The sequence below is a fragment of the Citreimonas salinaria genome (assembly GCF_900107235.1).
In the GTDB taxonomy this organism is placed as follows: domain Bacteria; phylum Pseudomonadota; class Alphaproteobacteria; order Rhodobacterales; family Rhodobacteraceae; genus Citreimonas; species Citreimonas salinaria.
On the sequence record NZ_FNPF01000003.1, the window covers coordinates 49,369 to 62,011 of the forward strand.

Annotated in this window: 11 protein-coding genes and 2 tRNA genes; 6 read left to right on the forward strand and 7 right to left on the reverse strand. The window is 68.0% G+C overall.

Annotation, left to right across the window (positions count from 1 at the left end):
- Positions 1-92 precede the first annotated feature (92 nt).
- The 5 genes from BLW27_RS04475 to BLW27_RS04495 all read left to right on the forward strand — a co-directional run bounded on the left by BLW27_RS04475 (position 93) and on the right by BLW27_RS04495 (position 3,589).
- Positions 93-320: a hypothetical protein gene (locus BLW27_RS04475; RefSeq protein ID WP_089879937.1), complete on the forward strand. Its 228-nt coding sequence runs from the start codon at positions 93-95 to the stop codon at positions 318-320.
- Between the two features lie 98 nt (positions 321-418).
- Positions 419-1,384, forward strand: a complete 966-nt coding sequence (locus BLW27_RS04480) for a fatty acid desaturase (protein ID WP_245710790.1) — start codon at positions 419-421, stop codon at positions 1,382-1,384.
- Positions 1,385-1,583: 199 nt separating this feature from the next.
- On the forward strand, positions 1,584-2,057 hold the full coding sequence (locus BLW27_RS04485) for a DUF411 domain-containing protein (RefSeq protein ID WP_089879940.1): 474 nt from the start codon (positions 1,584-1,586) through the stop codon (positions 2,055-2,057).
- A gap of 176 nt (positions 2,058-2,233) precedes the next feature.
- A complete protein-coding gene (locus BLW27_RS04490; RefSeq protein WP_245710773.1) occupies positions 2,234-3,205 on the forward strand; it encodes a DMT family transporter in 972 nt (323 codons plus the stop codon).
- 84 nt (positions 3,206-3,289) lie between these two features.
- Positions 3,290-3,589, forward strand: coding sequence for an SH3 domain-containing protein (locus tag BLW27_RS04495; protein ID WP_245710774.1), 300 nt, complete (start codon positions 3,290-3,292; stop codon positions 3,587-3,589).
- A 91-nt stretch (positions 3,590-3,680) separates the two neighbouring features.
- Here the strand turns inward: BLW27_RS04495 and ggt are convergent, their stop codons facing one another.
- From ggt to osmF, 5 genes are all read right to left on the reverse strand, one after another.
- Complete coding sequence (gene ggt, locus BLW27_RS04500) at positions 3,681-5,465, reverse strand: gamma-glutamyltransferase (RefSeq protein ID WP_089879946.1); 1,785 nt, start codon at positions 5,463-5,465, stop codon at positions 3,681-3,683.
- 112 nt (positions 5,466-5,577) lie between these two features.
- Positions 5,578-6,324, reverse strand: coding sequence for an ABC transporter permease (locus BLW27_RS04505; protein ID WP_089879949.1), 747 nt, complete (start codon positions 6,322-6,324; stop codon positions 5,578-5,580).
- Positions 6,321-7,256, reverse strand: a complete 936-nt coding sequence (locus BLW27_RS04510) for an ABC transporter ATP-binding protein (protein WP_089879952.1) — start codon at positions 7,254-7,256, stop codon at positions 6,321-6,323. Before BLW27_RS04510 ends, BLW27_RS04505 begins: the two co-directional genes overlap by 4 nt.
- Positions 7,253-8,413, reverse strand: a complete 1,161-nt coding sequence (locus BLW27_RS04515; RefSeq protein WP_089879954.1) for an ABC transporter permease — start codon at positions 8,411-8,413, stop codon at positions 7,253-7,255. Before BLW27_RS04515 ends, BLW27_RS04510 begins: the two co-directional genes overlap by 4 nt.
- Positions 8,414-8,439: 26 nt before the next feature.
- Positions 8,440-9,348: a glycine betaine ABC transporter substrate-binding protein OsmF gene (gene osmF / locus BLW27_RS04520; protein WP_089879957.1), complete on the reverse strand. Its 909-nt coding sequence runs from the start codon at positions 9,346-9,348 to the stop codon at positions 8,440-8,442.
- Between the two features lie 123 nt (positions 9,349-9,471).
- On the opposite strand from osmF, the gene BLW27_RS04525 reads away from it, so the two are divergent.
- Positions 9,472-9,547, forward strand: a tRNA-Val gene (locus tag BLW27_RS04525).
- Positions 9,548-9,703: 156 nt separating this feature from the next.
- Here the strand turns inward: BLW27_RS04525 and BLW27_RS04530 are convergent.
- A tRNA-Val gene (locus BLW27_RS04530) sits at positions 9,704-9,778 on the reverse strand.
- 168 nt (positions 9,779-9,946) lie between these two features.
- On the reverse strand, positions 9,947-12,358 hold the full coding sequence (gene lon, locus BLW27_RS04535; protein ID WP_089879960.1) for an endopeptidase La: 2,412 nt from the start codon (positions 12,356-12,358) through the stop codon (positions 9,947-9,949).
- Positions 12,359-12,643 lie beyond the last annotated feature (285 nt).

The following is a 12,643-nucleotide window of genomic DNA, read 5'->3' on the forward strand; positions in this document are numbered from 1 at the left end:
CGTCCCGACACTCGGCTATAAAAGGCGAACCCTTGTGCCGGACACCCGGAGCGAGGGTTCGCCTTCAGCACCTATCATGATGGAAGCACCCTTTGCTTAACAAGAACACGCTGTTTCGCCCCGGCAAGCCCGAGGCCAAGGGAGACGCCATCTCCAGAATAGCTACGGGCATCACCGACGCGGAGACGACTGCTCGCGAGGCCAAGACCCGCCGCCTTCGCGCGGCACGCCTCGAACGAGAGCAGTCCGCCAAGCAACAGCTTTCGGCGAAGCCGCCGAAATCCTCGAAACGCTTGACGAAGGCGCAGTCAGCAGTTTGAACGATACTCTCTCGATACGACACGATCGCCCGCGATCCGACGAAAGGAAAGCGGAAGCTTCACCCCCGGCAGGTGACGATGCACGGGACTGGGTACGCATTCTCGCGCGCTACCGCGACCCGTCGCCCCTGCGCAGCGCGCTCGAACTGCTTGTCACGCTCGTTCCGTTCGTCGCCCTCTGGGCGCTGGCGTGGTGGAGCCTGTCGATCAGCTATCCGCTTGCGGCGGCCATAGCGGCGGTGAACGGATTGTTCCTTGTCCGCCTGTTCATGATCCAGCACGATTGCGGGCATGCGGCTTTCTTCAGAAGTCGCCGCTTCAGCGACTGGGCGGGACGTGCGATCGGCGTGGTGACGCTCACGCCATACGACGTCTGGAAGCGGACCCACGCGGTTCACCACGCCTCGACCGGCAATCTCGACAAGCGCGGCATGGGGGACGTCCAGACCCTGACGGTCGCCGAGTTCCGAGCCCTGTCGCCCGCGGCGCGCTTCCGCTACCGCCTGTACAGAAATCCCCTGGTCCTGTTCGGCCTTGGGCCGTTCTACCTGTTCTTCATCCAGAACCGGCTTCCGGTCGGCCTGATGCGCGCTGGCCGGAAATACTGGATCAGCGCGATGGGCACGAACCTCGCGCTGGCGGCGGTCCTGAGCACGCTGTTCTACATGGGCGGGCTCGCGCCGCTTCTTCTCATCTTCCTGCCCACGACGCTCGTCGCGGCCTCGATCGGCGTCTGGCTGTTCTACGTCCAGCACCAGTTCGAGGAGACCAGCTGGGACAGCGACGCCGACTGGCAGCTACACGACGCGGCGCTTCACGGCAGCTCGCACTACGTTCTGCCGGGCATCCTGAGGTGGTTCACGGCCAATATCGGCATGCACCACGTTCACCATTTGCAAAGCCGCGTCCCCTTCTACCGCCTGCCGGAAATCCTGCGGGACCATCCGCCGCTGGCAGAGGCGCAATGCCTGACGATCCGCGAAAGCCTCGCCGGCGTCGGGTTGCAGCTGTGGGACGAGGACAGCCGGCGGCTCGTATCCTTTGCAGGAGCGCGGCAGACCTGACGCCGTCCGGCGCCTCAGAACAAGGTTCGGCTCCTCTGGCAGGCACCGGCATGGGACAATGATTCGTCCCGCCGCCGGGAAACGAAAGACGGCTCGAGGTCTCCGCGGCTGACGATGCCTCAGCGTCTCGTGATCGGTTGGGCCTTGAACGCCACCGGGTGAAGATCCATCCTCGGACGCGAAGAAGGAGATTGCTCAGATGACCCGGATGACTCGACGCAGCCTGTTCCTGGGCGCCGCGGCGCTGGCCGCCACGGCGCCGATCGCGGGCCTTGCCCAGGGTGCGCCCGCGATCCACGTCCTGAAGGACCCCAATTGCGGCTGCTGCGAGGCATGGGTCCGGATCCTCGACGCCGAAGGCTTTGACGTGACGACGGAAAACAGCCTCGGCACGCTGCTCATGCAGCACAAGATCGACAGCGGCATCCCGCCCGAGATGATCTCGTGCCACACCGCCGAGATCGGCGGCTACTTCGTCGAGGGGCACGTCCCGCCCGCAGACATCCGCCGCCTGCTGGCCGAGCGTCCCGATGCGGTCGGGCTCGCGGTACCGGGGATGCCCTACGGCTCGCCCGGCATGGGCCCCGAGGACGCCCGAGAGGCCTTTGACGTGTTCCTGATCCGGCACGACGGCAGCACCGAAGTCTTCACCCATTACGACGCCGCGGCCTGAAGCGGGTCCGCTGCGGGCTGCCCCGGCGCCGAGGGTTTGACTCGGCGCCTCGCCGCGCCTAGGCAGGGGATGCGGGACGCGATGGCGTCGCCTTCCCGCGTCCTTAGGCCCGCAACGTCCTGTACGCCCGGACGCTTCGCCCGCGCCAGCCGCGGGTCCGCGCGACGAGGTGCCCCTTGACCACCCAAAGCCAGCAGCCCGGCATGCTCCGGATCCCGGACAATGTGCTTGGCATGATCCTGATGGTGGTGGCCATGCTGCTGCTGCCCGTCGGCGACACATTCGCCAAGCTGCTGACCGACCGCCTGCACCTGCATCCGGTCGTGGTGACCTTCGCGCGGCTGCTCGCGCAGGGGCTGTTCCTGATCCCGGCGGCGCTGCTGTTGCGGCACCGCCTGCGCGGGCCGATGCTCTCTCCGGTCGTGGCGCTTTCCGGCGGGCTGATCATGGTGACGCTGACCAGCCTGATCTGGGCTTTCTCGGTGATGCCCATCGCCACCGCCATCGCCATCTTCTTCGTCGAGCCGCTGATCCTGACCGCGCTGGTCGGCCCGCTTCTGGGCGAGACCGTCGGTCCGCGCCGCCTGATCGCCGTCGCCGTGGGACTTGTGGGGGCACTGATCGTCATCCGCCCGGGCGGCGCACTTGGCCCGGCTGCGGCACTGCCGCTTCTGGCCGCCTTCGCCTACGCGCTGAACATGATCGTGCTGCGCCGCGCCTCGGCGTTGCGGAGCGGGCTGACCATCCAATGCGGCGCGACCTTCTACGCCTGCATCGGCATGGCGACACTGCTTGTGGCCCTGCGCGGCTTCGGCGCGGACCAGCCGGCTCTGGACCAGGTGCCGGCCTGGGGCTGGGCCGCGATCCTCGCCGCGGGCGCATTCGCCGCGTGCAGCTTCGTGCTGATCGCCGAAGCCTTTCGCCGGGTAGAGGCAGGCACGCTGGCGCCGTTCCAGTATCTCGAGATCATCGGAGCGACCGCCGCCGGCTACATCGTCTTCGGCGACTTCCCCGACCTCTGGACCTGGGTCGGCGTCGCGATCATCCTCGGCTCGGGCCTCTACGTCTTCTGGCGCGAGCGGTTGCCGGCGAACCGCGAAGCCGTCGTCGCGGGCCGCCGCAAAAGCCGCCGGTTCCGCCTGCGATGAGCAGCTGCCGCCCGCGCAGGGTTCCCTTCCACGCCCGACGCGATAGGCTGCGCGCCGAGGCAGCAGCAGAAGATGGAAACCATCATGCACAGGAAATTTTTCGCCGGCACCGCGCTTGCCGCGGCGCTGATCATGTCCACGGCCGCGCCGGCTGCGGCTCAATCCGGGCGCTACGAGGTCTTCGGCGTAGCCGAGGACGATTTGCTGAAACTCCGCGCGGGCCCGGGCACCGGCTTCGTCGTCGTCGCTGGCTTCCCGAACGGCACCGCCCTGCGCGTCTACGAGTGCACGCAGACCGGCGGCACGCGCTGGTGCGAAGTGGCGATGGAACGCGCGCGCGGGCTGCGCGGATACGTCTCATTCGCGTATCTGCGCAAGCGCTGACACGAAATCCTTCAAGGATTTCGGTGTCGCTTTCCTTCCAGGAAAGCGGATCCCGCGCGCGCCCGCGATCCGCAGGCGCGCGCGGCGCATGTCATTCCCCCAGCGCGATTCCTTCGCGGCGCGGATCGGCGCCGCCGACCAACTGGCCGTCCTCGATCGCGATCGCGTGCAAGCCGCTGGTCAGGTTGCGGATCTCGGTCTCGAACCCGGCTTCCTGCAGGGCGCCTTCAAGTTCGGTGGCAGCCGTGCCCTGTTCGATGTCGAACGTGCCGAACCGGTTCACCAGGTGCGGTGCGGCCACCGCCTCCTGCGGGTTCATGCCCCAGTCGAGGTAGTTGACGATGCCCTGCGTCACGTAGCCGATGATCCGGCTGCCGCCGGGCGAGCCGATGACCAGCAGCGGCTCGCCGTCGTGCATCACGATGGTCGGCGCCATGGACGACCGCGGCCGCTTACCCGGCTCGACCCGGTTGGCGATCGGGCGGCCGTCCTCATGCGTCGCGAACGAGAAATCCGTCAGCTCGTTGTTGAGCAGGAACCCCTGCACGAACAGGCGCGAGCCGAAGCCGTTCTCGATCGTGGTGGTCATCGACAGCGCGTTTCCGTCCCCGTCGACGATCGAGATATGCGAGGTCGACGGCAGCTCGAGCGACACGTCGTCGCCCAGCAGCATGGCGTGGTCCCAGGCGGGCTCGCCCGGCTCGACGCTCTCCAGCGCGCGGTTCGGGTCAAGCATCTCGGCCCGCGTCGCCAGGTAGTCCTCGGCCACCAGCCCCTTGGTCGGCATGGGCACGTAGTCGCTGTCGGCCATGTACCGCCCGCGGTCCGCGAAGGCGAGGCGCGAGGAGTCGCCGATCAGCGTCCAGGCCTCGGGGCTGTCGGGGCCCATCGAGGCCAGGTCGAAGCCGTTCAGCATCCCCAGCGTCTGACCGACGGTCAGCGCGCCCGACGAAGGTGGGCCCATGCCGCAAACCTCGGCCGCGCGGTAGGGCACGCAGACCGCGTCGCGCTGGATCACGTCGTAGGTGGCGAAGTCCTCGATCGTCAGCAGACCGCCGTTGAGCCGCACCACGTCGACGATCGCCTGCGCGATGGGACCGGAGTAGAAGGCCGCCGCCCCGTCCTGCGCGATCGCGCGCAGCACGTCGGCATAGGCCTGGTTGGTCAGCGTGTCGCCCGCCTGAAGCGGTTCGCCGTTCGGATAGAAATACTCTGCCGTCGCCTCGAAGCGGGGCAGCCGGTCTTCGGGTTCCTCCGCGACCAGACCGGCAAGGCGGGGCGAGACGGTGAACCCGTCCTCGGCCAGCGCGATGGCCCGGTCGAAAAGCCCGGCCCAGTCCTGGTCGCCCCAGCGGGCATGCGCCTCTTCCATAAGCGCGGGCGTGCCCGGCGTGCCGACGGAACGCCCACCCACGACCGCGTCCCAGAAGGACAGGGGCTCGCCATTCTCGTCCTGAAAATAGGTCGGCGTCGCCTCGAGCGGCGCAGTTTCGCGCCCGTCGAGCGTCGTCACCTCGCCGGTCTCGGAGTCGTACCAGACGAGGAACGCACCGCCGCCCAAGCCCGAGGATTGCGGCTCGACCAGGCCCAGAACCGACTGCACGGCGACCATCGCGTCGGCGGCCGTGCCCCCGGCGCGAAGCACCTCGGCGCCGGCCTCCACCGCCAGCGGGTTGGCCGCGGCAACCATCCAGTTCTCGGCGGTCACGGGCTCTCCGGCCATCTTGGCATCGACGGCGGCCTGCGCGGCCTCGCTCAAGCCGGCGATCACGCCGGCGGCGGTGCCCTCGGTCGTGACCGCGTCCGAAGCCTGTTGCGCAAGCGCCGGACCGGCCACAAGGCCGGCCAGCGCCAGGGTCATCCAACTCGTGTTCATCGCGTCACTCTCCCTTGGCGTTATAATCTACCCCAGCTTGCGCGACATGCGAGTTTCGAGCAACCCCGCCTGGCCCGAGCTTCGTCGCACGCCCTGCCCTTCGCCACCGCGATCAGCCGCGACGCGACGCGCCCGCACGGCGGGCGATGCGGCGTTCCAGCAGCGTCAGCGCGTCGTAGATCAGCACCGCGAACAGCCCGACGATCAGCCCGCCCTGCAGCACGAAGGCGGTGTTGTTCGTCAGAAGCCCCGCGATGATCACCTCGCCCAGCGTGCGCGCGGCGACGGTCGAGCCGATGGTGGCGGTCCCCAAAGCGATCACCACCGACAGGCGGATGCCTGCCAGAATCACGGGCGCGGCCAGCGGCAGTTCCACCTGCCAAAGGCGCTGGAACCGTCCCATGCCCATGCCCCGCGCCGCCTCCATCGTGCGCGGCGGCAGCGTTGACAGCGCTGTCATCGCGTTCTCGAAGATCGGCAGCAGGCCGTAGAGGAACAGCGCGACCAGCGTCGGCCCGGCGCCGAAGCCCAGCACCGGCACGGCCAGCGCCAGCACCGCCACGGGCGGGAACGTCTGGCCCACGTTGGTGATGGTGCGCGACAGCGGGCGGAACGCGGCCCCCGCCGGCCGCGTCACCGCGATCGCCAGCGTCACCGCGACCAGCGTCGCCAGGGACGAGGCCGCCGCCACCAGCATCAGGTGGTTCAGGGACAGCGACAGCAACGACACGCGGTCGTAGATCACTGGGCCGCCTTCGGGCGCGAAAGGGGCGAAGACCGGCGCGAAGGCCTGCGGCCACACCACCAGCGCGACAAGCAGCAGCGACAGCGCCGCGCGCAGGACCGCCCCCGCCGTCACGCGTGCCGTCCGACGCGGGTACGGATCGCGTTCAGCGTGACGCGGCCGATCACGGCGCCGTCTCGCGTCACCGGCACCGCGTCGCGTCCGGTCCACAGGCATTCCGACAGCGCGTCGCGCAGGCTGGCATCGTCGCGCAAAGGCTCGCCCGGCGCCGCGCCGTCCTCGACCAGCCCGCGCACCGGGATCAGCGAAAGCAGCCGCATGGGCCGCTCGGCGTCGCCCACCATCTCGGCCACGAAGCCGTTGGCGGGGCGGGCGACGATTTCTTCAGGCGGGCCGTGCTGGACCAGCTTGCCGCCGTCCATCACGCCAACGCGGTCGGCGAGCCTGATCGCCTCTTCCATGTCGTGGGTCACCAGCACGATGGTGGAGCCGAGTTTCTGATGGATCTCGCGCAGGTCCGCCTGCGCACGCGCCCGGATGATCGGGTCCAGCGCGCCGAACGGCTCGTCCATCAGCAGAAGATCGGGCCGCGACGCCAGCGCGCGCGCCACGCCCACCCGCTGCTGCTGCCCGCCCGACAGCTCGGCCGGAAAGCGGTCGCGGAAGGCGCCGGGCTCCATCCCGAAGAGCGCGAGCAGCTCGTCCACGCGCGCGGCGATCTTGTCCTTCGGCCAGCCCAGCAGGCGCGGCACCGCGGCGATGTTACGCCCGACGCTATGATGCGGGAACAACCCGTGCCCCTGGATCGCGTAGCCGATGCGCCGCCGCAGCAGGTGGGGTGCAATGTCGGACGTCGCCTCTCCGTTGATGCGCACCGAGCCCGAGGTCGGCTCGACCAAGCGGTTGATCATGCGCAGCAGCGTGGTCTTGCCCGAGCCGGACGTGCCGACGATCACGGTGATCGTCCCCGTCTCGATCGTCATCGAGACCGCGTCGACGACCGTGGTGCCGCCATAGACTTTGGTGATGCTGTCGATCTCGATCATGCGCTCTCTCGCTTCGGTGTGCGGCGGGCGAAGTCCACCAGGATGTCCATCACGATGGCCGAGACCAGTGCCAGCACCACGGTAGGCAGTGCGCCCAGCAGGATCAGGTCGGACGCGGTCTGGTTCAGGCCTTGGAAAACGAAGGTGCCGAAGCCGCCGCCACCGATCAGCCCGGCGATCACCGCAAGCCCGATATTCTGCACCAGCACGATCCGCAGCCCCGCCAGCATCACCGGCAGCGCGAGCGGAAGCTCGATCCCCCACAGGCGTTGGCGGTCGGTCATGCCCATGCCGCGCGCGGCCTCGACAGCGGCGGGCGGCGTGGCGTTCAGGCCCGCGACCGTATTGGCCACCACCGGCAGCAGCGAATACAGCAGCAGCGCCAGGAAGGCGGGGGCGAAGCCGATGCCGGCGATGCCGATCTCGGCCGCGCCGGGGACCGTCGCCGCGACCCAGGCCAGGACGGGGATCATGATACCGAACATCGCCAGCGACGGAATCGTCTGCAGGAAGCTCAGCACCGGGATCGCCGCGCCGCGCAGCCGCGCGCGGCGGTGACACAGGATGCCCAGCGGAAAGCCGATCGCCGCCGCCGCGCCAAGCGAGCCGAAGGCCAGCGCAACGTGGCGGATCGCGGCCCTGCGGAATCCCTCCGCGCGGGCGCGGTATTCCTGCATGATCGAAAGCTCGGACAGCGCGCCCGAGGTCAGCACCAGCGCCAACGCGCCCAGCACCGCGGCCAGCAGCACCAGCCGCAGCCGCGGGCCCGGCCGCAGCGTCGACAGCGCGTCGGCCATCAGCATCATCAAGACCAGAAGCAGGCACCAGAATCCTGCCGCCGGCGACACCCGCGCCAGATCGCCCGCCCCTTCGAGCAGGCGGCCGGCGCCGCGCGACAGAACGAGAACCAGCCCGGCGAGCCCGAGCAGGCTGCCGCCCAGCCGCCACCACGGCCTCGCGGCCTGCAGCCCCAGCGCCAGCCCCGCGATCATCGCGGCAAGCGCCACGGCCACCACGCCCGGCCCGGCCGCATCCCACAGGAACACGCCCTCGCCCGCGACGATGCGGTTGGCGCGCAGCGTGGCGAAGGGCAGCGCCAGCGCGACCAGCCCGAGCGCGGCGAACAGAAGCCCCGGAGGCGACAGCCCCCGGGGCATGCTTGCCGTTGCGATCCCGGCCGCGATCAGTCCAGCACCCCGGTCTGCGTCAGGTAATCGCGCGCCACCGCCTCGGCGGGCTCGCCGCCGACCTGGATGCGCCCGTTGAGCTGCTGCAGCGTCGCCATGTCCAGCTCCGAGAAGATCGGGTTCAGTACGTCCGGGATCGACGGGTACTCGTCCAGAACCTCGGCGCGCACGATCGGCGTCGGCTCGTAGACCGGCTGCACGCCCTCGTCATCTTCCATGACCACAAGGCCGGTCGCGCCCACGCCGCCGTCGGTGCCGTACACCATCGCCGCGTTGACGCCAGACGTGCCGCGCGCCGCAGCCTGGATCGTCGCCGCCGTGTCGCCGCCCGACAGGATCACGGTCTGGTTCTCGCTCAGGTCGAAGCCGTAGGTCTCCTCCATCGCCGGCAGCACGGCGGGGGACGACACGAACTCGGTCGAGGCGGCCAGCTTGACCTCGCCACCGCCCGAGACCCACTCGCCGAAATCGCTCATGGTCTGCAGGTCGTTCTCCTCGGCCACCGGGCCGGTCACGGCGATCGCCCAAGTGTTGTTGGCCGGTGCCGATTCCAGCCAGACAACGTCATTGGCCCCGGCATCGAGTTCGCGCGCGCGGGCCAGCGCCTCGTCCGCGTTCTTCCAGACGTCGCTGTCGGCTTCGTTGAAGAAGAAAGCGGCGTTGCCGGTGTATTCGGGGTAGATGTCGATCTGGCCGGCCAGCAGCGCCTCGCGCACCACCTGCGTGCCGCCAAGCTGCAAGCGACGCGTGACCGGCAGTCCAGCGTCTTCCAGCGCCAGCGCGATCATGTTGCCCAGCAGACCGCCCTCGGTGTCGATCTTGGACGAAACGGTGATGTCGGCCTGGGCCGCGGTGGCGACGAGGCCGGCGGCAAGCCCGCTGGCGAGAAGCACTTTGGTGAACATGGTACTGGCTCCGTGTCGGTTGATCCGACGTTCAACGTAGCCGCTGAAGCGCCTGCTGCAACCAACGATGCGCAGGCATGCCCTTGCGCCGCCGCGCGCGCGCCATTAATGAAGCCGCGCGAGGGGTGATTAGCTCAGTTGGTAGAGCGCTTCGTTTACACCGAAGATGTCGGCGGTTCGAGTCCGTCATCACCCACCAAGCCGCCGCGCCCGTCGCTTGCGCAGGTCGAGAAACGCGGCGCAACATCCTGAAAACATGACAAGAACCAGCTGATGCGTCGCATCCGGCATGCCTGCGGCGCGGGCAACTCGAAGCAGACCGCCGAGGGGCGCTTATCCGTCGATGAAGGAAAAATGGTGGGTGATGAGGGATTTGAACCCCCGACATCTTCGATGTGAACGAAGCGCTCTACCACTGAGCTAATCACCCGTTGGCGCGCTAATACCGCCCCGCCTGCCCATGCGCAAGAGGCCGATTGGCCGAATTTTTCGCCGGCCGGCGGCCGACGGCAACGTCAGCCCGGCACGGTGAAGCCTCCGAGACAAAAAAACGCGCGGCCGAAACCGCGCGCCTGTTGTCCTTGCGAAGGGACGCGCCTCAGTGGGCGCGTGCGCCCGGGGCCGTGTCGTCGCCTTGGATCGACTGAGCGGCGGCGGCTGCCTCTTCGGCCGCCTCGTCCCACTCGATCGGCTCGGGCTTGGAAACCAGCGCCAGTTCAAGCACTTCCGAGACGTGCTTGACGGGGATGATCTTCAGGCCCTGCTTCACGTTGTCGGGCAGCTCGGCCAGATCCTTCTCGTTCTCCTCGGGGATGAGAACGGTCGTGATCCCGCCGCGCAGCGCGGCCAGCAGCTTCTCCTTCAGGCCGCCGATGGCGCTTGCGTTGCCGCGCAGCGTCACCTCGCCGGTCATGGCGATGTCCTTGCGCACCGGGATGCGCGTCAGCACCGACACGATGGACGTGACCATCGCCAGACCCGCGGAGGGGCCGTCCTTGGGCGTGGCGCCGTCGGGGACGTGGACGTGGATGTCCAGCTTGTCGAACTGCGGCGGCTTCACCCCGATCTGCGGCGCGATCGACCGGACGTAGCTGGAGGCCGCGTCGATCGATTCCTTCATCACGTCGCCCAGCTTGCCTGTGGTCTTCATCCGACCCTTGCCCGGCAGGCGCAGCGCCTCGATCTGCAGCAGGTCGCCACCCACCGAAGTGTAGGCCAGACCGGTCACGACGCCGATCTGGTTCTCTTCCTCGGCCAGCCCGTAGCGGTGCTTGCGCACGCCCAGGAAGTCGTCGAGGTTCTCGGCCGTCACCTCGACGACGTCGGTCTCCTTCTTGACGATCTTCGTCACCGCCTTGCGCGCGGTCTTGGCGATCTCGCGTTCCAGGTTCCGCACGCCCGCTTCGCGGGTGTAGTAGCGGATGATGCTGGTCAGCGCCTCGTCGGTGATCGAGAACTCGGACTTCTTCAGGCCGTGCGCCTTCACCTGCTTGTCCAGCAGGTGCCGCTTGGCGATCTCCAGTTTCTCGTCCTCGGTGTAGCCAGACAGGGGGATGATCTCCATCCGGTCGAGCAGCGGCCCGGGCATGTTGTAGCTGTTCGCGGTGGTCACGAACATCACGTTGCTCAGGTCGTATTCCACCTCGAGGTAGTGATCGACGAAGGTGCCGTTCTGTTCGGGGTCCAGAACCTCGAGCATGGCCGACGCAGGATCGCCGCGGAAATCCTGGCCCATCTTGTCGATCTCGTCGAGCAGGATCAGCGGGTTGGTCGTCTTGGCCTTCTTCAGCGCCTGGATGATCTTGCCGGGCATCGAGCCGATATAGGTCCGGCGGTGGCCGCGGATTTCGGATTCATCCCGCACGCCGCCAAGGCTGATGCGGATGAACTCGCGCCCCGTGGCCTTGGCCATCGACTTGCCCAGCGACGTCTTGCCGACGCCCGGAGGGCCGACGAGGCACATGATCGGGCCCTTCAGCTTCTTCGAACGCGCCTGCACAGCGAGATACTCGACGATGCGCTCCTTGACCTTGTCGAGGCTGTAGTGATCCTCGTCCAGAACGGCCTGGGCGCGGCTCAGGTCCTTCTTGACGCGAGACTTCACCCCCCACGGGATCGACAGCATCCAGTCGAGGTAGTTGCGCACCACGGTGGCCTCGGCCGACATGGGCGACATGTTCTTGAGCTTCTTCAGCTCGGCATCGGCCTTGTCGCGCGCTTCCTTGGAAAGCTTGGTCTTGGCGATGCGCTCTTCCAGCTCGGCCACTTCGTTCTGGCCGTCCTCGCCGTCACCCAGCTCCTTCTGAATGGCCTTCATCTGCTCATTCAGGTAATACTCGCGCTGGGTCTTCTCCATCTGCGACTTGACGCGGGTCTTGATCTTCTTCTCGACCTGCAGAACGGACATCTCGCCCTGCATCAGGCCATAGACCTTCTCCAGCCGCTCCGAGATCGACAGCGTCTCGAGCAGTTCCTGCTTCTGGCCCACCTCGATCCCGAGGTGCCCGGCCACGAGATCGGCCAGCTTCGCGGCATCCTCGGCCTCGCCCACGGCGGACAGCGCCTCTTCGGGGACGTTCTTGCGAATCTTGGCGTAGCGCTCGAATTCCTCGGCGACGGTGCGGGTCAGCGCCTCGATCGCGGCCTCGTCGCCCGGCATCTCGGTCAGATACTCGGCGCTGGCCTCGAAGAAGGCGTCGTTCTCGATATAGTCGACGATGCGCACGCGGCTTTGCCCCTCGACCAGAACCTTGACGGTGCCGTCGGGCAGCTTGAGCAACTGCAACACGTTGGCCAGCACGCCCGCGCGGTAGATCCCGTCCGAGGCCGGGTCGTCGACGCCGGGGTCGATCTGGCTGGCCAGCAGGATCTGCTTGTCGTCGTTCATCACCTCTTCCAGCGCCCGCACGGACTTCTCGCGCCCGACGAAAAGCGGCACGATCATGTGCGGGAACACGACGATGTCGCGCAGCGGAAGCACCGGGTAAGAGGGATTGAGGGGATGTTTCATGCTCGTATCCTGTTCTTGGCAAGACGGTCCCGCCCCGATTGCGGCAGCTTCGGACCATCTCCGGTCATGGACGGTTAAATTGGGGTTCAGGACCGCCTTTTCAACCGGGCAGCCACCAGCATGACGGGATGTCACCGCAGGCGCAAGACCGCGCGCATGGCCGGCAACGGTCCGTCCCGATGGCCGCGTCGAAGCGCGGGCAGGCAAGCAGACAACGGAAAAGGGGCGCCCGAAGGCGCCCCCCTGTGCCCGCCGCAGGGCGGCGAACGAAAGCCAGCGGCCTGT